This is a genomic window from Cloacibacterium caeni (assembly GCF_907163105.1).
Classification (GTDB): Bacteria; Bacteroidota; Bacteroidia; order Flavobacteriales; family Weeksellaceae; genus Cloacibacterium; species Cloacibacterium caeni_A.
In genome coordinates this window covers 2,472,410-2,495,697 of sequence record NZ_OU015321.1, presented here as the reverse complement: position 1 = coordinate 2,495,697, position 23,288 = coordinate 2,472,410, and the positions used below count along the sequence as shown (strand labels likewise).

The following is a 23,288-nucleotide window of genomic DNA, read 5'->3' as shown; positions in this document are numbered from 1 at the left end:
TCTTCTTCAAGATAATTGATGTTATATATAAATTAGAAACATTCTGTTATGGTTCTGTTGATGACATCTAATTGCTGTTCTTTAGTCAACTTGATGAAATTCACTGCGTAACCAGAAACTCTAATGGTTAATTGAGGATATTTTTCTGGATGTTGCATTGCATCTTCTAACAATGAACGGTTGAAAACATTTACATTTAAATGGTGACCTTTTTGGTTGAAATATCCGTCTAAAAGTCCAACTAAATTTCCTTGTTTTTCGTCTAATGTTTTTCCTAAAGTTTCAGGCGTAATCGCAAAAGTGTAAGAAATACCATCTTGAGCGTGTTCGAAAGGTAATTTAGCAACAGAAGCAAGTGAAGCTACTGCACCTTTTGTGTCTCTTCCGTGCATAGGATTTGCTCCTGGTCCGTAAGGTTCACCTTCTCTTCTTCCGTCTGGTGTATTTCCTGTTTTTTTACCGTAAACTACGTTTGAAGTAATGGTAAGAACAGATTGTGTAGGAATTGCATTTCGGTAAGTTTTTTGTTTTCTTACTTTGTTCATGAAAATTTCTACAATTTCTGCTGCGATTTTATCAGTATTATCATCGTTATTTCCGTAAGGAACGTAAGGTTTTTCTACTACATAGTCTACTGCGATTCCGTTTTCGTCTCTTATCACTCTTACTTTTCCGTATTTCATCGCTGCAAATGAATCGGCAACAATAGAGATTCCTGCAATTCCACAAGCTTGAGTTCTGATAACATTTACATCGTGAAGTGCCATTTCATAAGCTTCATAAGAATATTTATCATGCATGTAGTGAATAATATTCAATGCTTGGATGTAAGTTTCTGCTAACCAATCCATCATTTTATCAAACTTATTCCAAACATCATCGAAATCTAGATATTCGCCTTCTACTTTTGGCATTTCTGGAGTTACTTGAACTTTAGTTAATTCGTCAATACCACCATTAATGGCATATAATAAAGCTTTAGGTAAATTAGCTCTCGCTCCGAAATATTGCATTTGTTTTCCTAAAGTCATTGGAGAAACGCAACAAGCAATTCCATAATCATCATTAAAGCAATCTCTCATTAAATCATCATTTTCATATTGAAGAGATGAAGTGTCGATAGAAACTTTAGCGCAATATTTTTTCCAGTTTTCTGGTAATTTTTCGCTCCAAAGAACAGTTAAGTTTGGTTCTGGAGATGCACCTAAATTGTATAAAGTGTGTAATAATCTGAAAGAGTTTTTGGTTACATAAGAACCGCCGTCTTTATTTAAACCACCAATTGATTCTGTTACCCAAACTGGATCACCAGAGAAAAGTGAATCATATTCTGGAGTTCTCAAGAATCTGATGATTCTTAATTTCATTACGAAATGGTCTATTAATTCCTGTGCTTCAATTTCTGTAAGAATACCTCTTTTAATATCTCTTTCAATGTAAATATCTAGGAAAGTAGAAACTCTACCAATAGACATTGCAGCACCATTTTGGTCTTTAGTAGCTGCTAAATAAGCGAAATATAACCATTGAATAGCTTCTTTAGCATTGGTTGCAGGTTTAGAAATGTCAAAACCATAAGATTCTGCCATTTTTTTAAGTGCTTTCAACGCATTAATTTGCATAGTGATTTCTTCACGAAGTCTTACGATTTCTTCGTTCATACCATCACACTCCATATTTTCGAAATAATCTTGACGATCTTTAATTAAGAAGTCCACACCATATAAAGGAACTCTTCTGTAGTCACCAATAATTCTACCTCTTCCGTAAGCATCTGGCAAACCAGTTACGATTCCAGAATTTCTAGCTTTTCTAATCGGTGAATTATAAGCAGAGAAAACCCCTTCGTTATGGGTAACTCTATATTTAGTATAAATTTCTTTAGTTGCTTCGTCTAGTTCATAACCGTAAGCTTTTAAGCCGTCTTCTACCATTCTAATTCCGCCATTTGGGAAAATAGCTCTTTTTAAAGGCTTATCAGTTTGAATTCCTACGATTTTTTCTAAATTTTTATTGATATAACCAGCTCCATAAGCATCAATCTGAGATGGTTTCTTAGTTTCGGCATCATAAATTCCTTTTTCTCTCTCTGCTTTGAACATTTCAGATAGTTCTGCCCAAAGTTGATTGGTTGCTTCAGTAGCAGGAGTTAAGAAGCTTTCGTCTCCGGTATATTCTGTGTAATTATTTCTAATAAAATCACTTACGTTAATTTCCTTTTGCCAAACTCCGGGTTTAAAACCAATAGTTGCTTCCATAATGTTAATTTTTTGTTTGTTTCTAATTGTATTTTGGGCTTATTTTCCTTGAAATTTTAGTCATCAATAGGTTAAAAAAGCGAAGCAAAGTTAGGAAGATATTTTGCCTGAGAACAACGATTAATCATGATATAAATTAGGGTTTCATTTGATTTTTTGAATGAAAAAATAGTACTTCGATAGACCAAATAAGTAATGTAAGTGAGTTATTTTGATTAGAAGTTAATAAAATTAATTAAAATGAAAATAATTTTTAATTTTGAATAAAACTAATAAGAATTCGGCAAAAAAATCTAGATATGTTTGTTGAAAATTGAATTTTACATTTTTTGCTATCAAGGAGCCCAAATCGCCTAAAATTTCACTTTTTTTTAAAATTAAAAATATCGTAAATTTACTCATCGAAATTTCATGAAATGAGAACGAAAATTCAAAACGTAAATCCCGATTTTAAAAATTTTGGATTTACTTCTAATACAGAAAACTATTCTTTTGAAAAAGATGGACTTCAACTAAAATCTTCTTACACTTCTGAAGATTCAGAAGCTTTAAAATCAAAAGGTTACAGCGCAGGAATTGCTCCTTATTTAAGAGGGCCATATTCTACGATGTACGTTCAAAAACCTTGGACGATTCGTCAGTACGCAGGTTTTTCTACCGCAGAAGAATCCAATGCTTTTTACAGAAGAAATCTTGCAGCAGGACAAAAAGGACTTTCTGTGGCGTTCGATTTGGCAACGCACAGAGGTTATGATTCAGATCATCCTAGAGTTGTAGGAGATGTAGGAAAAGCAGGAGTTGCCATCGATTCTGTGGAAGATATGAAGATTTTGTTCAATGAAATTCCATTGGATCAAATATCGGTTTCCATGACCATGAATGGAGCAGTTTTACCGATTTTGGCATTTTATATTGTTGCCGCAGAAGAGCAAGGTGTTTCTCAGGAGAAACTTTCGGGAACCATCCAAAATGATATTTTGAAGGAATTTATGGTGAGAAATACTTACATCTATCCGCCAGAACCTTCTATGAAAATAATTGCAGATATTTTCGAATATACTTCTCAAAATATCCCTAAATTCAATTCGATTTCTATCTCAGGTTATCACATGCAAGAAGCAGGAGCAACTCCAGTTTTGGAAATGGCTTATACACTTGCAGATGGTTTAGAATATGTGAGAACGGGGATAAAAGCAGGAATGAATGTAGATGATTTCGCGCCAAGACTATCTTTTTTCTGGGCAATCGGAATGAATCATTTCATGGAAATTGCCAAAATGAGAGCCGCTCGTTATATTTGGGCAAATCTTTTGACACAATTTAATCCTCAAAATCAAAAATCTTTAGCGTTAAGAACACACTCGCAAACTTCTGGTTGGAGTTTAACCGAGCAAGAACCGTTCAATAATATCACCAGAACAGCTATTGAAGCGCTTTCTTCCGCTTTAGGTGGAACACAATCTCTTCACACGAATGCTTTAGATGAAGCTATTGCTTTGCCAACAGATTATTCTGCTAAAATTGCAAGAAATACACAGATTATTCTTCAGCAAGAATCAGGAATTTGTGATGTAGTAGATCCGATGGGTGGAAGTCATTTGGTAGAAGCCTTGACTCAACAAATGATTGAGGAAGCACAGAAATATATCGACGAAGTAGAACAGGAAGGCGGAATGACTAAAGCGATAGAAGCGGGAATTCCGAAGATGAGAATAGAAGAAGCAGCAGCAAGAAAACAAGCGAAAATTGATAGTGGTGAAGAGTTTATCATCGGTGTAAATTCTTTTAAAACCAATCAAAAGCAGCCAGAATTTGAAATTTTAGACATTGATAATACAGAAGTTCGCCGTAAACAAATCGAAAGATTAGAAAAAATAAAAGCAGAACGAGACAATGCTAAAGTAGAAAAAATTTTAACAGAAATTCGTGAGGCGGCTAAAAACAGAGACAAAAATCTTTTGGCGCTAAGTATAGAAGCAGCTAGAAGAAGAGTAACTCTTGGTGAGATTTCAGATGCTTTAGAAAGTAATTTTGGAAGATATAAAGCTAATATCAAAACCATTTCAGGTGTATATGCTATGAATGCTAATAAAAATGAATATTTTGAAAAAGCGGTTGCGCTTACTCAAAAATTTGAAGACCAGGAAGGTCGTAGACCAAGAATTATGGTTGCCAAAATGGGACAAGACGGTCATGACAGAGGTGCAAAAGTAGTAGCAACAGCCTTTGCAGATATGGGATTTGATGTAGATGTGGCTCCGCTTTTCCAAACGCCAGAAGAAGTAGCGAAACAAGCCGTAGAAAATGATATTCATATTTTGGGCGTTTCTTCTTTAGCGGCAGGTCATAAAACCTTGGTTCCGCAAGTGGTAGAAGAACTGAAAAAACTAGGAGCAGATGATATCACGATAGTTGTAGGTGGTGTAATTCCACAGCAAGATTATGATTTCTTGTATGCAAATGGTGCTGATTTTATCTTCGGACCTGGAACGAATTTACCGAAATCAGCTGTAGAAATTTTGGAGAAGTTTTTGGGATAAAAAGTTTAATTAGATTTACAAAAAAAAACGGGTTTCTGCCCGTTTTTTTGTAAGAAAAATAAAAGTTTCATTCATCATTAATTATATAAACTAATGAAATATTTGATTTTGATAATGTTTTTATTTCTTTTCTCCTGCAAAGAAAAAGACGAAACAATTGATTTAAAATATGAAGTTTTAAATCAGTTAATTACTGAAGATATAATGAAGAGAGATAAGAATGATGGTGAAAATTATGTTTATAATATCCAAATAAAAAATGTTTCTTTTCCAGAAAACAAACAAATTGGAAATAATTTTGAAGAACTACCTCCAGGATTATCTATGATGATAAATTATGATAAGGATTTCTTAGAAACAGATTCTTTATTTTATAAAACACAAGCAGAAGGTTTGCAAGATTTTAAATTTGAGAAGTCTAGAATAATTCAAAAAGTAAAATACATAACTTCTAAAGAATTAGAATCTTTCTATTTGAAAACTGGACAAAATTTCTGGAAAGAGTTTAGTCATAAATATCCAAACACATGTATCAAAACTTTTTCTGTTCCGTTTTTTAATAAAGAAAAAAACACTTGCATCGTAACAGTTTCAGCATCTTGTGGTCCACTTTGGGGAGGAGGTTTTATGGGAATTTATAAAAAAGTAAATGGGAAATGGATTTTAATTGGTCGAAGAGATTCATGGATAAGTTAATTAAATTTTAAGAAGCAATATTGCTTCTTTTTTTATTTAAAAACCTAACAAAAATCACTGAAATCATTCATATCACTTCATGAGGTGTTTTAAGCGGATTGGCGTACCTTTATACCACCAAAAAAAGCCTAAAAACCCAATTGAAATGGAATTAACCACATTACAAAAAATTAATAATCTGATAAAAGATTTGCCAGATTATTTAGCGGAGGAATTATTGGAGTATATAGAATACTTGGTATATAAATTTCACAAAGACGAAGATTTAAGTGACGAGCAAAAAAGAGTAATACTGAGAGGTCTAGAAGACATAAAGTATGGCAGAAGTCATTTAGATATTCCGGCAGAGACAGAGTAAAAGTTCTTCATATCAAATCAAATTTTTTTTCATTAAAGCTTCAGGTTCCTGAAGCCTTTTTCGTTATGGCATTTTTCTAAAATTCTACCAGAAAAATAGTGCAGAAATTCTATTTTGATTTTCTTTTAGAGCAATTTTAAATTTTTTAGAAAATAGTTTGAAATACTTTCTTAATTTTGTTAAGATGAATTTTTCTACAGAAGAACTTTTACAAGGAATATTAGCCCAAGACAAAAGAATTCTTGGGAAAGCCATTACTTTAATCGAAAGTAAAAAGCCAGAGCATAGAGTTTTGGCTGAAGAACTGCTGAAAAAAATCCTGCCTTACACTGGTAAATCAGTAAGAATAGGAATTACCGGAGTTCCTGGTGCTGGGAAATCTACATTTATCGAAAGTTTTGGAAAATTTGCGATTTCACAAGGCAAAAAAGTGGCTGTTTTAGCCATTGACCCAAGTTCTTCGGTGAATAAAGGTTCTATTCTAGGAGATAAAACCAGAATGGAAGAATTGGCAAAAGACGAAAATGCATTTATTCGCCCTAGTCCGAGTTCTGGATTTCTAGGCGGAGTTGCCAATACTACTTTTGAAACTATGCTTATTTGCGAAGCTGCTGGTTATGATTACATTTTGATAGAAACGGTAGGAGTTGGTCAATCAGAAGTTTTGGTTGCGGATATTTCGGATGTGATTTTGTTGCTAAAAGTAGTAGGAACTGGAGATGAATTGCAAGGCATCAAAAGAGGTTTGATGGAAATGGTAGATGTTATTTTCATCAATAAAGTACATGAAGAAAATCTAAAAGAGGCCAGAATGCACCGTTCAGAATTGATTCATGCATTACAATTTCAGCACCCAAAAGAAAAAGATTGGAAGGTTCCTGTTTTGTTAGGTTCCGCTCTTCATAATGAAGGTTTAGATGAGGTTTACGAGAAAATAAATGATTTCATTTCTTTAAAAATAAAAACGGGAAGGTTAGAAGAAGTTAGAAAAATTCAAGCCGAAAAACGTTTTGAATATTGGGTTCATCAATATATTTTAAGTGCAACTAAATCTACCCATGAACTTGAAAATCAGTTCGAAAGCCATAAAAAAAATGCTTCAGAATTGAAATCTAATCCAAGTTCTGAAGCTAAAATTTTTGTAGAAAGTTTATTGAATAAAAAACTTTAAATTATTTCTTAGAAATTTCATTTTTCATCAAGTAGCCATTATAAGAAATAGGTTGTCTGTCGTTAGAATCTATAGAAACATAGGCATTTCCGTTTTTATAAACTTCTATGTAAATTACTCTTACATGGTCTACATCTTTAGGCGAAATGGTATACACTAAATTCCCTTTTTTGTTTAGAATTTTACTCAGTGTAAAATCTTTAGAAGTAAATCGGTAACTATTTTTAGAGGTATCATAACTTGGATTAAACATTCTGCCAAAGTAAGGCAAAGTTACATCTAGCTCTTTTTCTTTTAAAACCACAGTGTAGCCATAATCTAAATCTAGCATTCTAGCTGAATTTCCATTTGGCATAGAATTCATGATATTGATTACATCAAAATTGGTAGGATTGGCTCTTTCTGCCATAAAAGTAAACTGATTAGAAGTTGTAATTTCCTCTAAAGTTTTGGGATCTATATTAATTTGTGAAGAACACGAATATAAAATAGAGAGTATTGCTAAGAAACTCAAATAAATTAATTTTTTCATAATATATTGGGTGTTGAGTTAAACGATTAATTATCAGTACAAATTTAATGCAAAACTTATCAGAATTAGATTTCTTTTTTATATAATTTCTACATAATTATGAATGGAATAAATTTTGTTTTAAATTTGTTAAAAATATTAAATCACAAAAACATGAAAATAAAAACTATTATCGCTACCGGAGCCGTTTCTTTAGCATTAGTTGCTTGTGTTACGAATCCAATTACAGGTAGAAAATCTGTACAAATTGTAGGAAATGACCAACTCTCTGCAATGGGAGTGCAAGAATATCAAACAGCGCTTTCTAAAGCTAAAGTTGTCACCAATACTACTGATGCAACTCGAGTAAAAAATGTAGGAATTAGAATAAAAAATGCTGCGACTAATTATTATAAAAGCATTGGTAGAGAAGCAGATTTGCAAGGGTATAACTGGGAGTTTAATTTATTGGAAGACAAACAGTTAAACGCTTGGTGTATGCCTGGTGGAAAAGTAGCCTTCTACACAGGAATTATGCCCGTTTGTAAAGACGAAACAGGTATTGCTGTAGTAATGGGACACGAAGTTTCTCACGCTCTTGCAGGTCATGGAAATGAAAGAATTTCTCAAGCGATGATTGCACAATATGGTGGTGCAATTGCAGGTGGCGTAATTTCGAATGATAAATTACAACAAATTTTTCAAGTTGCATATCCAATTGGAGCGCAAGTAGCTCTTCTTAAATATGGAAGAAGTCAAGAATTAGAAGCCGATCAAATGGGATTATATATCATGGCAATGGCTGGTTATGACCCAAGACAATCACTACCTTTCTGGGAAAGAATGGAAGCTCAAGCTGCCAATTCGCAAAGACCACCAGAATTTTTATCAACTCACCCAAGTCCAGATACTAGAAGATCAGACTTAAATAAACATATGACCAAAGCGCTTGAATATTACAAGCAAGCTGGTGGAAAAATGTAAATAATTTAAAATAATAATAAAAACCTTCTTAAATTTTTTTAAATTTGAGAAGGTTTTATTTTAAAAATACGTTAAAAATGAAAAATTTAACAATTATAGGAATTCTCCTTTTAAGTATTTCTGGATTGCTGTTTTATATGACCACCAATTTAGAAGTAGAAGAATTTACACTTTCTCACTTTATGGGAATAATGGGAGGCGTAGGAATTGGTTTAATTATAGGAGGAATTGTAGGATATGCAAGTAAAGGCTCTTCTATAAAAGCGGAACAAAAAAGAAAAGAATTACAAAGATTGCAGCAAGAAAAGATAGAAATAGAAAAGCAAGCTGCTGAGTTAGCGCAACAAAATGTAAATCCAAATCCTAATAATTCTGAAAATAGTAATCTATAAAATGAAAAATCTCGGCTGCGAAGCAGCCGAGATTTTTCATTTTTTTAATTAATGTCCTTAATTTTTTAGAAATTTAAACCAACTCCGAACATTAATAAACTCGGTCTGTTGTCATATCTAATTACTTCGTTAGAAGATACATTCGTGTTGATATATTCTCTTTGGTCATTGCTAAATGCACCTTCGTATCTTGCAGAAACTACCAATTTAGAAATAGTAACTTGTGCGCCGAATTGATAGCCTAAAGTAAATTCTTTCGTAGCATTTTCTTTAAAATCATTATATTGATTATCTGTAGAAAGATTATAAGAAGCTACAGGTCCTGCATAAATACCTAATGTTTTTCCTAATACATTATATCCTACTAAAACAGGTAAATCTGCTCTGTTGTTTTTAACAGTAATTGTTGTATTCGTTCCATCTACTGTGAATTCTTTACTAAAAGTAGTGTAATACAATTCTGGTTGAATAAAAATTCCAAGAGGTGTATCAATTTTTAGTGAAATACCTGCGTTATAGCCTACGTTATTCTTTCCTTTGTCTTCGTATGCATCTACAGTTCCATTTTTTATATTTTCCCAAGTAGGATCACCAGTTTGGTAGATGATATTGGCCTTCGCTCCGAAAGTTACCTGCGAGAAAGACAGCAATGATGCCGTTACAAATAATGTGCTAAATATTTTCTTGATCTGTTTCATTTTCTATTGTTGTTATAATGTTATCTATACTTGTTTTATTGATTTTGATAAGATATTCTCTTAATTCTTTAAATAATTCTGAAGAATAAACGAAATCTATCAGGTAATTATTGTCTGAGGTGATTAAAATATCTTTTGTTCCTTCCCATTCTTTAATTCCTTTTCTCAAGTATACAATTTTCTCGCCAATTGTCATTACAGAATTCATATCGTGAGAATTTATAATCGTAGTGGTATTATATTCTTCGGTGATTTCTGCAATTAAATCATCAATTATGTTTGCGGTAAAAGGGTCTAGCCCAGAGTTGGGCTCGTCACAAAACAAATATCTTGGGTTATTAACAATAGCTCTCGCAATCGCTACTCTTTTTTGCATTCCTCCTGAAATCTCAGATGGAAATTTTTTCTCTGCATTTTCTAAGTGAACTCTACCAATTACTTCTTTTACTCGTTTTTTCTTTTCGGTGAAAGTAAGATTGGTAAACATATCTAGAGGAAACATGATATTGTCTTGAACCGTCATAGAATCAAACAAAGCACTTCCTTGAAATACGGTTCCTATTTCAGCTCTCAATGCCTCTTTTTCTTGACGAGACATGCCTACAATATCTCTACCGTCAAATAAAATATGTCCGCTAGTTGGTTCAAAAACATTCAGTAAACTTTTTAGAAATACTGTTTTTCCAGAACCAGACTGTCCTATCACTAAGTTTACCTTTCCAGTTTCGAAAGTGGTGGTAATTCCTTTCAGAACTTCTACACCATCAAAACTTTTTCTTAAATCTTTTACTTCTATCATTAGCTTAAGAACATTTGTGTTAATACTAAGTTAGCAATGATGATGGCTACTATAGTCCAAACTACAGCTTGTGTACTTGCCCTACCTACTTCTAAAGATCCTCCACTTACTTTATAACCAAAAAAAGCTGGTATAGTTGCAATAAGAAATGCAAATACAGCTGTTTTTAAAAATGCATACCAAATATAAAATGGTGGCATATACATTTGAATTCCAGAAATATAATCAGCTCTAGACCAATTTCCTGTCGCAATACCTGCAAGATGACCTCCCCATATTCCGAAAACCATACTTATAGCAATTAACAATGGATTGAAAATTACACTTGCTAAAATTTTTGGTAAAATCAAGAAATTTGCAGAATTTACTCCCATAATATCTAAAGCGTCTATTTGCTCTGTAACTCTCATCGTTCCAATACTCGAAGTAATATAAGAACCTACTTTACCGGCTAAAATTACGGAAATAATTGTAGGGGCAAATTCTAGAATTAAGACAACTTTGGTAGCATAACCAATAAAAGGAGCGGGAATGGGTATAGAAGAATTTCTAAAATTATTATACATCTGTATTGCGATTACAGCTCCTACAAATATTGAGGTAAATAAAGTGAGTCCAAAAGAATTTACTCCCAAGTCATTGATTTCTCTCATGAGAAGTTTAAAAAAAACTTGCCTTTTTTGAGGTTTTTGAATTACTTTTCCTAATAGTAAAAAGTATTGTCCTATTGCGCTTAAAAGTTTTAACATAACCGTGCGAAGTTACATTTTTTAGGATTAATAATTTTATAGAATTTCAATTTATTGTTCTAAATGGCTTTTTGGTCGCCTTTTATCACTAATAAGATGGTTTTCAGAATGATAACAATATCTAGAGTAAGGCTCCAATTTTTTACATAGAATGAATCTGCTAAAATTCTCTTTTTCATTTCTATTTCCATTTCCCCAGTGTCACCACGCAAACCGCTTACTTGTGCAAGTCCCGTAATGCCAGGTTTTACCAAGCTTCTCACCGAATATCTACCAATTTTTGCCTTGTAAAATTCATCAATTAATAACATGTGAGGTCTAGGTCCTACTACAGACATATCTCCTCTTAAAACATTAAAGAATTGAGGCATTTCGTCTAAACTGGTTTTTCTTAAAAATCTACCAATTCTTGTTATTCTGCTGTCATTTTGTGAAGTAGTTTTGGTCGCAGATTCTTCATTTTCAATCATAGTTCTGAATTTGATGCATTCAAAAACTTCATCATGAAATCCATATCTTTTTTGTTTAAAAAATACACTTCCTTTACTGTCTAATTTGATTAATAAAGCAATGATGGGAAATAGCCAAGTCGCAATAAAAATTAAAACCAAAAGCGAGAATAAAATATCAAAACTTCTCTTGATAATCGCATTGCTATAATAGTGCAAAGGAAATTTCGAAGGCGTTAAAATAGGTTGAGTTTCGATGTATCCCAAGTCATATTGGAAAAACTCATTTTGAATAGCACTTGGAATTAATGAAATTTTAATCTTATCATTTTCTGCTTCTCTATTGATTTCTTCAAGCAGTTTTTTACTTAAATGATTTTGAGTAGGAATAAAAACGGTGTGAATTTCTTTTTCTCTCCAAAAATTTTGAAGCTCCGAAATGTTAATTTCTTCATTGGGAAATTCATAAACTCTGTAACCATAATCTTTACGTTGGGTAACAATATCTTTTAAAATTTCAGAGGATGAATTTTCTGCGATAAACATTACATTTCTGTAGTTTCCACCTTGTGCTCTAATGTACTTTAAGGTAAAGAAAATGAATGACTTAACCAAAAATAAAATAATGAAAAGAGTAAACGTAATCCAGAATCTTTCATACTTCAAAAATTCATTATTACTCACTTTGGCTAAAAGTACAATTCCCAATAAAAATATAAAAATATGAGTGACAATACGCTCTACATAAAGTGTATACGTAAGGTTTCTAGGAATGGAATATAATTTTGTTCTTCCGCTTAAAAGAATCCAAAAAAGACTTAATAGCAGAAGTGATAAAACGTTTTCCTCTGTTCTTGCTTTTTCTAAAACATATTCGTGTCTCATCAGAAAAAAGAACACAAAAACAGCAGCCACGATTAAAATATCGAGGATGATGATAGCGCTTTTAAAATATCTAGAGTATCTTAATTTCTGCATGTTTTAGAAAGTAAAGTCCTTACAAAGTTGCTAAATTTTATGGAATATTAAGATATTTATGTGTTTGTACAGAAGCTTGCCATTTAGGATTTGCCAAAATAAAATCAGTAATCTTTGGATACATTTCGTTTCTTTTGCTCCATTCACTTTGTAGATACAATTTACAATTTTCTGAAACTTTAGCAGCTTGTTCTTCAGCGAAGGTGAAATCATGGTTGTTAAATGCTATGATTTTCAACTCATTAGCTACTTTGTAAATTTCTTCTTTTGGTAAACCTGTTTTCTTAGGAGAAAGCGTAATCCAATCAAGTGTTCCGCTCATATCATAAGCTCCAGAAGTTTCGATGTGAATTTGACAACCCAATTCTTTTAATCTTTTGGTCAAAATTTCTAAATTCCACATCAGTGGTTCTCCACCTGTTAGAACAATGGTTTTACAATAACTTGCTGCAATTTCTGCAATTTCTACGGTATCCATCAAAGGATGTAATTCTGGATCCCAACTTTCCTTCACATCACACCAATGACAACCTACATCACAACCACCTAATCTTATAAAATAAGCGGCTTTTCCAGTGTGGTGACCTTCTCCTTGTAAAGTATAAAAATGCTCCATCACTGGGAGCATTTTTCCTTCTTTTAATAATATTTCTTTTGTTAAATCCAATTCTTAATCTTTATAAATCGTGTGTTTGTATGCTAAAATAGTATTTTTTAATAACATCGCTCTGGTCATTGGTCCCACTCCTCCTGGAACTGGAGTAATCCAACTTGCTTTTTTCTCGCAACTTTCGAAATCTACATCTCCTACAATTCTATAACCTTTTGGCGCATTAGCATCTTCTACTCGGGTAATTCCTACGTCTACAATCACTACACCATCTTTAATCATATCTTCTTTTAAAAATTCTGGATCTCCTAATGCAGTAATCACAATGTCAGCATTTTTGGTAAATTCCTCAATGTGTGAAGTGTAAGAGTGCGTTACCGTAACTGTAGCATTTCCTGGGAAATCTTTTCTTCCCATTAAGATAGACATGGGTCTTCCTACGATTTTACTTCTACCGATAATTACACAGTTTTTACCTTTGGTTTCGATATTATAACGTTCTAATAATGTGAGGATTCCAAAAGGAGTAGCTGGTAAAAATGTACTCATTTCGAGTGCCATTCTTCCAAAATTTTCGGGGTGAAAACCATCTACGTCTTTATGAGAATTAATCGCCATGATTACTTTTTCTTGGTCCATTTGCTTTGGCAAAGGCAACTGAACGATGAATCCGTCAACTTCTGGGTCTACATTAAGTTCTGCAATTTTTTCTAAAACTTCTGCTTCAGAAGCGGTGCTCGAAAATCTGTAAAGCGATGAAGTAAATCCTACTTCTTTACAATCTTTTATTTTGCTGGCAACGTAAGTTTCGCTCGCGCCGTTGTTTCCTACTAAAATTGCTGCGAGATGAGGAGCTCTTTTTCCGCTTGCAATAATTTTTTCTACGTCTGCTTTAATTTCAGCCTTTATTTCTTTTGAAACTTTTAGACCGTCGAGAATTTGTGCCATGTTTTTTCTTTTTATTTTACTTTTTAGATTTATTCCAAATTTACTTATTTTCTTTGAAATAGTTTATTAAACCATTTGTAGAAGAATCATGTGAGTTTACTTTTTCATTATCAGTAAGTTCTGGTAGAATTTTTCCTGCTAAAACTTTTCCTAATTCTACTCCAAATTGGTCAAAACTAAACACGTTCCAAATCACACCTTGTACGAAGATTTTGTGTTCATAAAGTGCGATGAGTTGTCCTAGTGAAAATGGAGTTAGTTCATTGATAAAGAATGAATTAGTAGGAGTGTTTCCCATGAAGGTTTTGAATTTCACTAATTTTTCAATTTCTTCTTCAGATTTTCCTTCTTTTACCAATTCTGCTCTTGCTTCGTCTTCGCTTTTTCCGAATGCAAGTGCCTCAGTTTGAGCGAAAAAGTTCGCTAATAATTTTTCTTGATGGTCAGAAACTTCGTTGCAAGATTTTACATAAGCGATAAAATCTGCAGGAATTAATTCTGTTCCTTGGTGAATCAATTGATAGAAAGCATGTTGACCATTCGTTCCTGGTTCTCCCCAAATAATTGGACCGGTTTGATAAGTTACATATTCCCCATTTCTGTCTACAGATTTTCCGTTAGATTCCATATCTCCTTGTTGAAGATACGCTGCAAATCTGTCTAAATATTGAGAGTACGGTAAAATAGCATAAGAACTTGCATCAAAGAAATTTCTGTACCAAATTCCCAAAAGTCCCATTAAAACAGGAATGTTTTCTTTGAAATCTGCCGTTTGGAAATGCACATCAGTTTCGTAAGCTCCTTTCAATAAATTTTCAAAATTTTCATAACCCACTGCTAGAACGATGCTTAAACCAATAGCGCTCCAAAGTGAATATCTTCCGCCAACCCAATCCCAGAACTCGAAAATATTTTCTTCTGCAATTCCGAACGCTTTAACCGCCTGAATATTAGTAGATAAAGCTACGAAGTGTTTCGCTACATCTTCTTCTTTTCCAGCTTTTAAGAACCAAGATTTAGCAGAGTTTGCATTGGTCATAGTTTCTTGAGTGGTAAACGTTTTAGAAGCTACGATGAAAAGTGTAGTCTCTGGATTTAAGTTTTTCACTACTTCTGCCATGTGATTTCCGTCTACATTCGAAACGAAATGTACATTTAATCTTGTTTTGAAGTGTTTAAGCGCCGAAACTACCATTACAGGTCCTAAATCTGAACCACCAATTCCAATGTTTACCACATCAGTAATTTCTTTTCCGCTGAAACCTTTGTGCGCTCCTGAAATCACTTTTTCGGAGAAAGCTTTCATGTGGTCAAGAACTTTTTTGATTCCTGGTTTTATATTTTCGCCGTCTACAAGAATTTCTTTGTCAGAAAAATCTCTTAAAGCAGTGTGAAGTACCGCTCTTTTTTCGGTTTCATTTATTTTTTCGCCAGAAAACATAGCGTTAATAGCAGCTTTCAATTGTGTTTCTTCTGCCAATTGAAGCAATAAATCAAATGCTTTTTGGTCAATTAAATTTTTAGAAAAATCAAAAAGATAATTTTCTTTTTTTACTGAAAACTGCTGGAAACGATCAGTGTTTTCTTGAAAAAGTGTTCTTAGGTCAAAATCATTTTGTGCAAAATGTTCGTTGAGTGATTTCCAAGCTTGTGTATTTTCTGGATTTATTTTTGGTAACATAATTCTTTTGGTTTAAGGTTTAACAACTAAAATTTACAGTTTTATTCATCTTCATAAAACGGACAAAGTCCGTGCAAATTTACGCAAAAATAAAAGCCCCAAAAAATTTAAGGGCTTTAAGATTTTATGAATTTTGTTATGAAAAATTAATTTGTAAGTGTTAACTCTATCGAAAGTCTTCTATTTTCATTAAGAATATTGTGGTTGAATTTTTCCCATCCAGATTTTGTCTTAATAAGTATTTCATTGAACTCAGAAGTTTGAGAGTAGATATAAGGATTATTAAATTTCTTTAATGTTTTTTTTGTTTCATTGTATTTATTGTTCAATATAAACTCTTGCTCAAAAGAATTTTCATCATTAATAATCCATTCAAAACCAATGAAAAGTCCTTCGTCGGGAAATTGAATTGGAGTTTTGAAGTTTTTTGTTGTGATTTTTTTTCCAGGTTTACATCGTATTGTAAAACTTTTCCAAATTTCTTCAGAAGGTCTTCCATTTTCATTTTTAAATATTATCAAATTAATTGTGGCGTCTTTTTTTGTGCTCTCTACATTATTATAAAACTTGATATTTTTAATGAATTTGTAATTTGGGTTGTCCTTACTTTCAAAAAAACTAACTATAGACAATGTATTTTTGGAGGCGATAAAGGAATGTGAATTTTTTTCTTTCTTAATTTCACCTATTCGAAAGAACTTATTTTGTTTAGGATTTTCAATAATTACCTCTTCAATATTTTTAAATTTTGGTATGAGAAAATATGAGGTTTTATACTCTGAAATTTTCAAAATTTCGTAACCAAAAGATTGAATTTCAATTATTTTTTCATTTGGAAAAATATTTATACTTCCATCAGTTTCTGTGTTTCTATAACTTCCATCCTCCAAAATTACTTTTGCATAGGAAATAGGCTGGTTGTTTTCTAAATCAATAACTTTTATTTTCTGTTGAGAAAATGCGGAAATAAATAAGAGATTTAGTAAAGTAAAAATAAGATTGGAAGTAGTTTTCATGTTATCAAAAGTGAGTTGTCCTAAAAAAGGTTGACTCGTTAATAATTCAAATATAGTTAAATCGTAGCAGAATTAATTCTGTTACGATTTATTTTTTTCCATTGTTTTAATTGTATTGTTTTTTGTTGATGCGCTTGGTTTGGAGTTATCATATTAATTGACATATGTATTCTAAAATTGTTGTATAAAGTTATGGCTTGTGTAACTTGTTTGTTTAAATTTTGATAGTTTTCAAATATTTCATGTAAACCAAATTCTTCTTTTAAAATTCCATTTACTCTTTCTGCTACTGCATTTTCATACGGGTCGTATTCTTGCGTCATACTAATTAAAATATTGTTTTTCTTTAACAATTCGGTATACTCTTTACTGCAATATTGTAAACCTCTATCAGAATGGTGAATGAGTTGATTTTTTGTTTCCCTGTTAATCAAAGCCATTTCTAAAGCTTTTACTGTAGTTGAACTCATTAAATTATCTGACAGTTGATAACCAACGATTTTCTTGGAACAAGCATCAGTGAGTAAATGCAAATAGTATGTTTTCTCTTTTGTTCGTAAATAAGTTATATCAGCAACCCAAACTTGCTCAGGTCTGTTAAGTACAAAATTGCTAATTAAATTTGGATAGCGTTTCATCCAATGTCTTGAGTTTGTTGTTTTGTAATATCTTCGAACTTTAGGTACTTGTAAATATTCGGCTTTTAAAAAATCTAAAAAATGATCCCGACCAATTGATATATGATGTTTTATAAATTCATCTTGTAACATTACATAAAGTTTCTTGCCACCTGTTCGGGGTAATTGCTTACGAATAGTAACTACTAAACTTCGTAATAATTCTGAGTTGTATTTAGGCGTTTTTACCTTTGACTTTCGCTTGTAAAATGCTTGTTTTGTGTATCCAAACAGTTCGCATAACTCATAAATAGTCAATGAACTATTTACATTTATTTCTTCAACTGCTTGGAACCAGACTTTTTTACAATATCAATTTTAAGCTCACGTTCAGCTATTTCAATAAATCGTTTGAATACTTTTAATTCTTCTTCTTTTTTTGCTAATTGAGCCTCTAGCTCTTTTATACGCTGTTGTTGAGGATCTTTCATAGGACGACCAATAGTTAATTTATCTTCATAGGTAAATTTACCATATTTTTTTAACCATCTTGGTAGACAACTATTGCCTTGAATATTGTAACGTCTTCGAAGTTCTGCTTTAGTAAATAAACCCCTCTCAAATTCACTTACAACTTGACGTTTAAATGCTTCGCTATAAATTTGTGGGGCAATTGGAATTTTTGAAATTTTCTTTTTTGTTGACATATTATCTAATTTTTAGTCAACTTTTTTCAGGACAAGACATTCAATAAAAAAACTCCAAGAATTTTTTGGAGTTTTTGTTTTATTTACCTTGCTTTAAATCTTTGATTTCTTGAATTTTAGCTTTAAAATCTTCGGCTTTTTCTGGATGCTTATTTTGAAGGATTTCGTAAGCTTTAATTGCTTTGGTGTACAATCTTTGTTCAGTGTAAAGTTTTGCTAAAGTTTCGGTCATCAAGTGTGAGATGTCGTCATTTTTTTCTTTTACTATAAAGCTAACTTCTTCTTTTAACTGAGAAATTTTAGGATTTTCTTCAATGAATTTATCGATAATTTCCGCTTTTTTCTCAATGACTTTTACTGGAATATTTTCAGGAGTTTTAATTCCGGAACGGTCAATTTTAAGCCAACTTTGCCAAGTATTTACAAAATCTGGAACGTTGCTATTATTTTCTTCCGCCGAAAGTTTTTCCACTTGATTTTCAATAGTTTGAACTGAAGTTTCTTGAAAGAAAGAAGTATTTAGAATAGATTTTTCAATAGGTTTTTCTTTAATTATAACTTCTTCTAAAACCTCTTTTTTCATTTCGATTGGCGCAACTTCTTCTACCATTTTCTTCTCTTCTGTAGTTGCAATTTCTGGTTTTACCACAACTGGTTTTTCGGTAGGTTTCGGTTGAGAAACTGCTGGTTTTTGAATCATAGAATCCAGTGGATTCATCATAAAATTCATCGGTTTCCAATCGGTATGAATTTCTTCTTCAATTTCTTCTTTTTCTTCCTTCAAAATAGGAGTATTAATTACTTGAGGCGCTTCTTTTTCAATCGTCATTTCTGTATTTTCCTCTAAAATCTCAGTTTTTTCTGGTACTGAAATGTTCAATTCTGGAGTTTTTTCAGATGGAATTTCTTCAGATTTTATTTTTTCTTCGGTTGGTTTTTCTTCAAAAATTGGTGCAGAAATTTCTGCTTTTGGTTCAGATTTCGGTTCTTCTTTTAGAGTAGAAGGAACGGTGAATTTTACGTTTGGCAAGAAACTTTCGAAACCATTAAAACTAATATCCGAAGGTTTTACAGACGTAATTTCCTTGTCATCTGATTGATCAATATGCTCTAAAACGGTTTCTTTACTGAAATTAAGATCTTCTTCTCTCGTTTTGAACGCAATTTCTGCATTTTCTTCTTCCGCTTTTTCTTGCTCAAGCAATTGATTTTCAATCTCTAAAATCTCCAATTCTTTCAGAACTTCGAACTCATTTTCTTTTTTGTCAAGAATCGGCGCTTCTAATTCGGTATCACCTACTACACTTTCCGGATGCGTAACTACAGGTTTTTCCGCCTCTATTTTTTCTACCGTTTCGGTTAAATTTTCAGAAGAATTCTTAGTGATATTTTGCTCTGGAACCTCAACGATTTTTACAGGTTCTTCAATGGTTTTTTCAACTTCATATTCAGTTTTAGCGAGTACAATTTTCTTGAATTTCGTCAATTCTTTTTTCTCTTCTTCCTTCTTTTTATTGATGAAAGTGTAGAGAATTTTTTTATCCGTAGTATACGCTGCGGTTTTGGTTAGTTCTTTTTGGTAATTTTCAGCATCGAAATTAAAAATTGCCGAAAGACGCAAAGTTCTGATACTCTGCATATAAGGGAATTTAGAAATTTCATTCTGAAGAAGCGAAATGTCTTCTCTAGAAATATTTTCTGGGCGCTGAAGCAATTCTAAAACTCGTGCATTCATCTTTTACCAATTGGCTACAATATCGTTAAAAATTTTATTGATAATCCTTTCGTTTACCAATTTCACTTGAGAAGTTTCTATGGCATTAATATCTAAATCACTACTGAAAACCGCTTCGTCTGAATAGGTTCTATCAAAACTCGCTTCTGGAAACTTACTGTTTTCGTAATGAACTTTTACTGTAATGGTGAGTTTATTCTGTGCCGCTTGAATATTTCCACCGTCTGTAGTAACTGGTGTAGAAATAGTGGTAGGCGAAATGCTATAATCTGTTATTTCTCCTTCAATAAGAACATCAGGATTTTCCGTAGTTCCCTTTAGACCAGACCTTTGCAAAAATCTATTTTGAAGAGCAATAGAAAATTCTTGACTTAAATTAGCATTCACCAAAGCTGCATTATTAGGGAAATTTTTAATCTGAATGGTTTTTTCGTCGTGATTCAGAGAATTCCCTGTAAAACTATAGCAAGAAGACAAAAGAGCCAAGGAAAAGAAACCCAAGAATAAAACTCCAAAAATTTTAAAATTTTTGGTCTGAAATCTGAAATTTAAAATCTGAAATCTTTTCATTAATCTTCTAAATTATATTGTTTTATTTTTCTGTAAAGCGTTCTCTGAGAAATTCCCAATTCATCAGCAGCTTTATTTCTTCTGCCTTTGTGTTTTTCGAGCGCTTTTACAATTAAATCTCTCTCATTATTGATTAAAGAAAGAGACTCTTCTTTTGGTTCTTCTTCTAAATCTATATCTTCCACTCCATTTTCGTACTCCTCAGTATCATTGTAGAAATTAGGAGTTGGCGCAGCTGGTTGATCTTCGTAATACAAAATAGAACTTGTATTAACCGGTTGGGTTTCAGTTTTAAAAACTCTACCAATTAAATCTTGCTCATGATGCGAAAAACTTTGATTTCCTCTATTCTTAATCAGTTCCGAAGTTAAGGATTTTAAATCATTTAAATCATTTCTCATGTCAAAAAGAATTTTGTACATGATTTCTCTTTCTGAACCGAAATCTGCTCCTGAATTTCCTGAATTTCCACCTCTGGAAACCACAGCAGGAAGCTGAGCATTCATCGGAATATATTCTGATAATTTAGTAGAATTTACGCTTCTATTTTGTTCTACCACCGTCATTTGTTCCACTAAATTTCTCAACTGACGAATATTTCCTGGGAAAGTATAATTTTCTAAATATTTAACACCATCATCTGTCAATTGCAACTCTGGCATTCTGTATTTTTCGGCAAAATCAATGGCGAATTTTCTGAAAAGCAAATGAATATCTCCTTTTCTTTCTCTCAAAGGTGGCATATCAATCTGAACCGTATTGAGACGATAGTACAAATCTTCTCTGAATCTGCCGTCTTCAATCGCTTTCATCATGTTCACATTAGTCGCAGCTACGATTCTCACATTGGTTTTTTGAACTTGAGAAGAACCCACTTTCATAAATTCTCCACTTTCTAAAACTCTTAGAAGTCTTACTTGAGTTTGCAAAGGCAATTCCCCAACTTCATCTAAGAAAATCGTTCCACCATCTGCTACTTCGAAATACCCTTTTCTGGTAGAAGTTGCGCCTGTAAAAGCTCCTTTTTCGTGCCCAAAAAGTTCTGAATCTATTGTTCCTTCTGGAATTGCACCACAGTTTACCACAATATATGGTTGGTGTTTTCTGCGAGATTCGCTATGAATAATTTTCGGGATATGTTCTTTACCAACTCCAGATTCTCCGATAACCAAAACGGAAATATCTGTAGGTGCCACCTGAATTGCTTTTTCTATGGCACGGTTAAGTGCGGGAAAATTCCCTATAATTCCGAAACGGTTTTTTATGGATTGTAAGTCGCTCATAATTTTTGAGATTTGAGGTTTTATGTTTTTAAAATACAGAAATTAAAATAATTTCTTAAATCGTTTTCCCCAAAAGTGTACCTTGTGTACAATCTTCTACGAAAACAGTCACAAAGTCACCAATATTTTGTCCTTCTACTTTGTCAAAAACCACTACAGCATTCTGAGAAGTTCTGGCTTTCCATTGGTTTTTATTTTTCTTAGAAATTCCTTCAATCAAAACTTGGTAGGTTTTGCCAACGTAAGATTGCATTCTTTTTCTGGATAATTCTCCTTGCAAAGCAATAATTTCGGCTAATCTTCTTTGCTTCACATCTGCAGGAACATCATCTTCCATTTTTTTGTGAGCTGGAGTTCCTGGTCTTTCAGAATACGCAAACATATAACCGTAATCGTATTCTACTTGTCTCATTAAATCAAGAGTTAATTGGTGATCTTCTTCGGTTTCGCCACAGAAACCAGCAATCATATCTTGAGAAAAAGCAATGTCTGGAACTATTTCCTTTGCTTTTTTAATCAAATCTAAATATTCCTGACGTGTATGTTGACGATTCATTTTCTGCAAAATTCTATCACTTCCACTTTGTACAGGAAGGTGAATATATTTACAAACGTTATCATATTTTGCAATCACACGGAAAACTTCTTCCGTCATTTCGTGCGGATTAGAAGTAGAAAAACGAATTCTCATTGCAGGAACTGCTTTTGCTACCATTTCTAACAATTGAGCAAAATTTACCGCCGTAGCTTTTTGCATTTCCGAAGCTTTATCAAAATCTTTTTTAGGACCACCTCCATACCAAAGATAAGAGTCCACGTTTTGCCCAAGAAGCGTAATTTCTTTGTAGCCATTTTCCGCTAATGCCTTGCATTCTTTAATGATAGAATGCGGATCACGGCTTCTTTCTCTACCTCTGGTAAAGGGAACTACACAGAAGGTACACATATTATCACAACCTCTGGTAATGGTTACGAATGCGGTAACACCGTTTCCACCCAAACGAACAGGATTAATATCTGCGTACGTTTCTTCTTTAGATAAAATAACATTGATGGCGTCTCTTCCGTCTTCTGTTTCTTTCAAAAGATTTGGTAAATCTCTATACGCATCTGGACCAACTACTAAGTCTACCAATTGTTCTTCTTCTAAAAATTTAGTTTTAAGACGTTCAGCCATACAACCAAGAACACCAACCGTAAGACTTGGATTTTCTTTTTTCAAATTTTTGAATTGAGACAAACGCATTCTCACGGTTTGTTCTGCTCTTTCTCTGATAGAACAGGTATTAAGCAAAATTAAATCTGCTTCTTCTACTTTCATGGTGGTATTATAACCTTGTTCGTTAAGAATAGAGGCTACGATTTCTGAGTCTGAGAAATTCATTTGACAACCGTAACTTTCTAAAAACAATTTTTTAGAATTTTCTGGTTTTTCTGCAATAGCAAAAGCTTCGCCTTGTTTAGTTTCGTCTATATATTTTTCTTGCACTTTTCAAATATTTTGAGTGCAAAGATAAGGAATTTTCTGACAAAATGGC

General features: G+C 32.6%; 21 protein-coding genes. 6 read left to right on the top strand and 15 right to left on the bottom strand.

Annotated features, from left to right (window positions below; all coding sequences use genetic code 11):
* Window positions 1-32 precede the first annotated feature (32 nt).
* Window positions 33-2,258: a formate C-acetyltransferase gene (gene pflB / locus KKQ76_RS11665; RefSeq protein ID WP_213197281.1), complete on the bottom strand. Its 2,226-nt coding sequence runs from the start codon at window positions 2,256-2,258 to the stop codon at window positions 33-35.
* A gap of 416 nt (window positions 2,259-2,674) precedes the next feature.
* Between pflB and scpA the strand changes: the two genes are divergently transcribed.
* The 4 genes from scpA to meaB all read left to right on the top strand — a co-directional run bounded on the left by scpA (window position 2,675) and on the right by meaB (window position 7,023).
* Window positions 2,675-4,798: a methylmalonyl-CoA mutase gene (gene scpA, locus KKQ76_RS11660; RefSeq protein WP_213197280.1), complete on the top strand. Its 2,124-nt coding sequence runs from the start codon at window positions 2,675-2,677 to the stop codon at window positions 4,796-4,798.
* 204 nt (window positions 4,799-5,002) lie between these two features.
* Window positions 5,003-5,494 carry a hypothetical protein gene (locus KKQ76_RS11655; RefSeq protein WP_213197279.1) on the top strand — a complete coding sequence of 164 codons (492 nt, stop codon included), beginning with the start codon at window positions 5,003-5,005 and terminating at the stop codon, window positions 5,492-5,494.
* 145 nt (window positions 5,495-5,639) lie between these two features.
* Complete coding sequence (locus KKQ76_RS11650) at window positions 5,640-5,852, top strand: DUF2281 domain-containing protein (protein ID WP_213190372.1); 213 nt, start codon at window positions 5,640-5,642, stop codon at window positions 5,850-5,852.
* A gap of 184 nt (window positions 5,853-6,036) precedes the next feature.
* Complete coding sequence (gene meaB, locus KKQ76_RS11645) at window positions 6,037-7,023, top strand: methylmalonyl Co-A mutase-associated GTPase MeaB (RefSeq protein WP_213197278.1); 987 nt, start codon at window positions 6,037-6,039, stop codon at window positions 7,021-7,023.
* 1 nt (window position 7,024) lies between these two features.
* Here the strand turns inward: meaB and KKQ76_RS11640 are convergent, their stop codons facing one another.
* The gene (locus KKQ76_RS11640; RefSeq protein ID WP_213197277.1) at window positions 7,025-7,555 is read right to left on the bottom strand and encodes a DUF4251 domain-containing protein; all 531 of its coding nucleotides are present in this window, start codon (window positions 7,553-7,555) and stop codon (window positions 7,025-7,027) included.
* Window positions 7,556-7,708: 153 nt separating this feature from the next.
* On the opposite strand from KKQ76_RS11640, the gene KKQ76_RS11635 reads away from it, so the two are divergent.
* Both KKQ76_RS11635 and KKQ76_RS11630 read left to right on the top strand, forming a co-directional pair.
* Complete coding sequence (locus KKQ76_RS11635; RefSeq protein WP_213197276.1) at window positions 7,709-8,518, top strand: M48 family metallopeptidase; 810 nt, start codon at window positions 7,709-7,711, stop codon at window positions 8,516-8,518.
* Between the two features lie 77 nt (window positions 8,519-8,595).
* Window positions 8,596-8,910: a hypothetical protein gene (locus KKQ76_RS11630; RefSeq protein ID WP_213197275.1), complete on the top strand. Its 315-nt coding sequence runs from the start codon at window positions 8,596-8,598 to the stop codon at window positions 8,908-8,910.
* Between the two features lie 65 nt (window positions 8,911-8,975).
* Here the strand turns inward: KKQ76_RS11630 and KKQ76_RS11625 are convergent, their stop codons facing one another.
* The 13 genes from KKQ76_RS11625 to miaB form a co-directional block, all read right to left on the bottom strand.
* The gene (locus tag KKQ76_RS11625; protein WP_246501399.1) at window positions 8,976-9,608 is read right to left on the bottom strand and encodes an outer membrane beta-barrel protein; all 633 of its coding nucleotides are present in this window, start codon (window positions 9,606-9,608) and stop codon (window positions 8,976-8,978) included.
* The gene (locus KKQ76_RS11620; protein ID WP_213197274.1) at window positions 9,583-10,407 is read right to left on the bottom strand and encodes an ABC transporter ATP-binding protein; all 825 of its coding nucleotides are present in this window, start codon (window positions 10,405-10,407) and stop codon (window positions 9,583-9,585) included. Before KKQ76_RS11620 ends, KKQ76_RS11625 begins: the two co-directional genes overlap by 26 nt.
* Complete coding sequence (locus KKQ76_RS11615) at window positions 10,407-11,156, bottom strand: MlaE family ABC transporter permease (RefSeq protein ID WP_069800353.1); 750 nt, start codon at window positions 11,154-11,156, stop codon at window positions 10,407-10,409. Before KKQ76_RS11615 ends, KKQ76_RS11620 begins: the two co-directional genes overlap by 1 nt.
* Before the next feature lie 59 nt (window positions 11,157-11,215).
* On the bottom strand, window positions 11,216-12,583 hold the full coding sequence (locus KKQ76_RS11610; RefSeq protein ID WP_213197273.1) for an exopolysaccharide biosynthesis polyprenyl glycosylphosphotransferase: 1,368 nt from the start codon (window positions 12,581-12,583) through the stop codon (window positions 11,216-11,218).
* Window positions 12,584-12,620: 37 nt separating this feature from the next.
* Window positions 12,621-13,211 carry a 7-carboxy-7-deazaguanine synthase QueE gene (locus KKQ76_RS11605; protein WP_394369380.1) on the bottom strand — a complete coding sequence of 197 codons (591 nt, stop codon included), beginning with the start codon at window positions 13,209-13,211 and terminating at the stop codon, window positions 12,621-12,623.
* A gap of 42 nt (window positions 13,212-13,253) precedes the next feature.
* Complete coding sequence (locus KKQ76_RS11600; RefSeq protein WP_213197271.1) at window positions 13,254-14,141, bottom strand: bifunctional 5,10-methylenetetrahydrofolate dehydrogenase/5,10-methenyltetrahydrofolate cyclohydrolase; 888 nt, start codon at window positions 14,139-14,141, stop codon at window positions 13,254-13,256.
* A 40-nt stretch (window positions 14,142-14,181) separates the two neighbouring features.
* Window positions 14,182-15,822 carry a glucose-6-phosphate isomerase gene (pgi, locus tag KKQ76_RS11595; protein WP_213197270.1) on the bottom strand — a complete coding sequence of 547 codons (1,641 nt, stop codon included), beginning with the start codon at window positions 15,820-15,822 and terminating at the stop codon, window positions 14,182-14,184.
* A 146-nt stretch (window positions 15,823-15,968) separates the two neighbouring features.
* On the bottom strand, window positions 15,969-16,838 hold the full coding sequence (locus KKQ76_RS11590; protein WP_213197269.1) for a hypothetical protein: 870 nt from the start codon (window positions 16,836-16,838) through the stop codon (window positions 15,969-15,971).
* 56 nt (window positions 16,839-16,894) lie between these two features.
* A protein-coding gene (locus KKQ76_RS11585) for an IS3 family transposase (protein ID WP_213195791.1) occupies window positions 16,895-18,162 on the bottom strand; the annotation gives its coding sequence in 2 pieces (ribosomal slippage) (window positions 16,895-17,823 and window positions 17,823-18,162; 1,269 coding nt in all).
* Between the two features lie 79 nt (window positions 18,163-18,241).
* Window positions 18,242-19,897 carry a hypothetical protein gene (locus KKQ76_RS11580; RefSeq protein WP_213197268.1) on the bottom strand — a complete coding sequence of 552 codons (1,656 nt, stop codon included), beginning with the start codon at window positions 19,895-19,897 and terminating at the stop codon, window positions 18,242-18,244.
* A 3-nt stretch (window positions 19,898-19,900) separates the two neighbouring features.
* The gene (locus tag KKQ76_RS11575; protein WP_213197267.1) at window positions 19,901-20,467 is read right to left on the bottom strand and encodes an LptE family protein; all 567 of its coding nucleotides are present in this window, start codon (window positions 20,465-20,467) and stop codon (window positions 19,901-19,903) included.
* Window positions 20,467-21,750: a sigma-54 interaction domain-containing protein gene (locus KKQ76_RS11570; RefSeq protein ID WP_213197266.1), complete on the bottom strand. Its 1,284-nt coding sequence runs from the start codon at window positions 21,748-21,750 to the stop codon at window positions 20,467-20,469. Before KKQ76_RS11570 ends, KKQ76_RS11575 begins: the two co-directional genes overlap by 1 nt.
* 55 nt (window positions 21,751-21,805) lie before the next feature.
* Window positions 21,806-23,239: a tRNA (N6-isopentenyl adenosine(37)-C2)-methylthiotransferase MiaB gene (miaB, locus tag KKQ76_RS11565; RefSeq protein WP_213197265.1), complete on the bottom strand. Its 1,434-nt coding sequence runs from the start codon at window positions 23,237-23,239 to the stop codon at window positions 21,806-21,808.
* Window positions 23,240-23,288 lie beyond the last annotated feature (49 nt).

Excerpts from the sequence above, each read along its gene's own strand:
- KKQ76_RS11610 (WP_213197273.1), bottom strand. The coding sequence starts at position 12,583 with ATGCAGAAATTAAGATACTCTAGATATTTTAAAAGCGCTATCATCATC.
- KKQ76_RS11600 (WP_213197271.1), bottom strand. The coding sequence starts at position 14,141 with ATGGCACAAATTCTCGACGGTCTAAAAGTTTCAAAAGAAATAAAGGCT.
- KKQ76_RS11630 (WP_213197275.1), top strand. The coding sequence starts at position 8,596 with ATGAAAAATTTAACAATTATAGGAATTCTCCTTTTAAGTATTTCTGGA.
- KKQ76_RS11605 (WP_394369380.1), bottom strand. The coding sequence starts at position 13,211 with ATGCTCCCAGTGATGGAGCATTTTTATACTTTACAAGGAGAAGGTCAC.
- KKQ76_RS11620 (WP_213197274.1), bottom strand. The coding sequence starts at position 10,407 with ATGATAGAAGTAAAAGATTTAAGAAAAAGTTTTGATGGTGTAGAAGTT.
- pgi (WP_213197270.1), bottom strand. The coding sequence starts at position 15,822 with ATGTTACCAAAAATAAATCCAGAAAATACACAAGCTTGGAAATCACTC.
- pflB (WP_213197281.1), bottom strand. The coding sequence starts at position 2,258 with ATGGAAGCAACTATTGGTTTTAAACCCGGAGTTTGGCAAAAGGAAATT.
- KKQ76_RS11625 (WP_246501399.1), bottom strand. The coding sequence starts at position 9,608 with ATGAAACAGATCAAGAAAATATTTAGCACATTATTTGTAACGGCATCA.
- scpA (WP_213197280.1), top strand. The coding sequence starts at position 2,675 with ATGAGAACGAAAATTCAAAACGTAAATCCCGATTTTAAAAATTTTGGA.
- KKQ76_RS11650 (WP_213190372.1), top strand. The coding sequence starts at position 5,640 with ATGGAATTAACCACATTACAAAAAATTAATAATCTGATAAAAGATTTG.
- KKQ76_RS11575 (WP_213197267.1), bottom strand. The coding sequence starts at position 20,467 with ATGAAAAGATTTCAGATTTTAAATTTCAGATTTCAGACCAAAAATTTT.
- KKQ76_RS11570 (WP_213197266.1), bottom strand. The coding sequence starts at position 21,750 with ATGAGCGACTTACAATCCATAAAAAACCGTTTCGGAATTATAGGGAAT.
- KKQ76_RS11590 (WP_213197269.1), bottom strand. The coding sequence starts at position 16,838 with ATGAAAACTACTTCCAATCTTATTTTTACTTTACTAAATCTCTTATTT.
- KKQ76_RS11635 (WP_213197276.1), top strand. The coding sequence starts at position 7,709 with ATGAAAATAAAAACTATTATCGCTACCGGAGCCGTTTCTTTAGCATTA.
- KKQ76_RS11640 (WP_213197277.1), bottom strand. The coding sequence starts at position 7,555 with ATGAAAAAATTAATTTATTTGAGTTTCTTAGCAATACTCTCTATTTTA.
- meaB (WP_213197278.1), top strand. The coding sequence starts at position 6,037 with ATGAATTTTTCTACAGAAGAACTTTTACAAGGAATATTAGCCCAAGAC.
- KKQ76_RS11655 (WP_213197279.1), top strand. The coding sequence starts at position 5,003 with ATGAAGAGAGATAAGAATGATGGTGAAAATTATGTTTATAATATCCAA.
- KKQ76_RS11615 (WP_069800353.1), bottom strand. The coding sequence starts at position 11,156 with ATGTTAAAACTTTTAAGCGCAATAGGACAATACTTTTTACTATTAGGA.
- KKQ76_RS11580 (WP_213197268.1), bottom strand. The coding sequence starts at position 19,897 with ATGAATGCACGAGTTTTAGAATTGCTTCAGCGCCCAGAAAATATTTCT.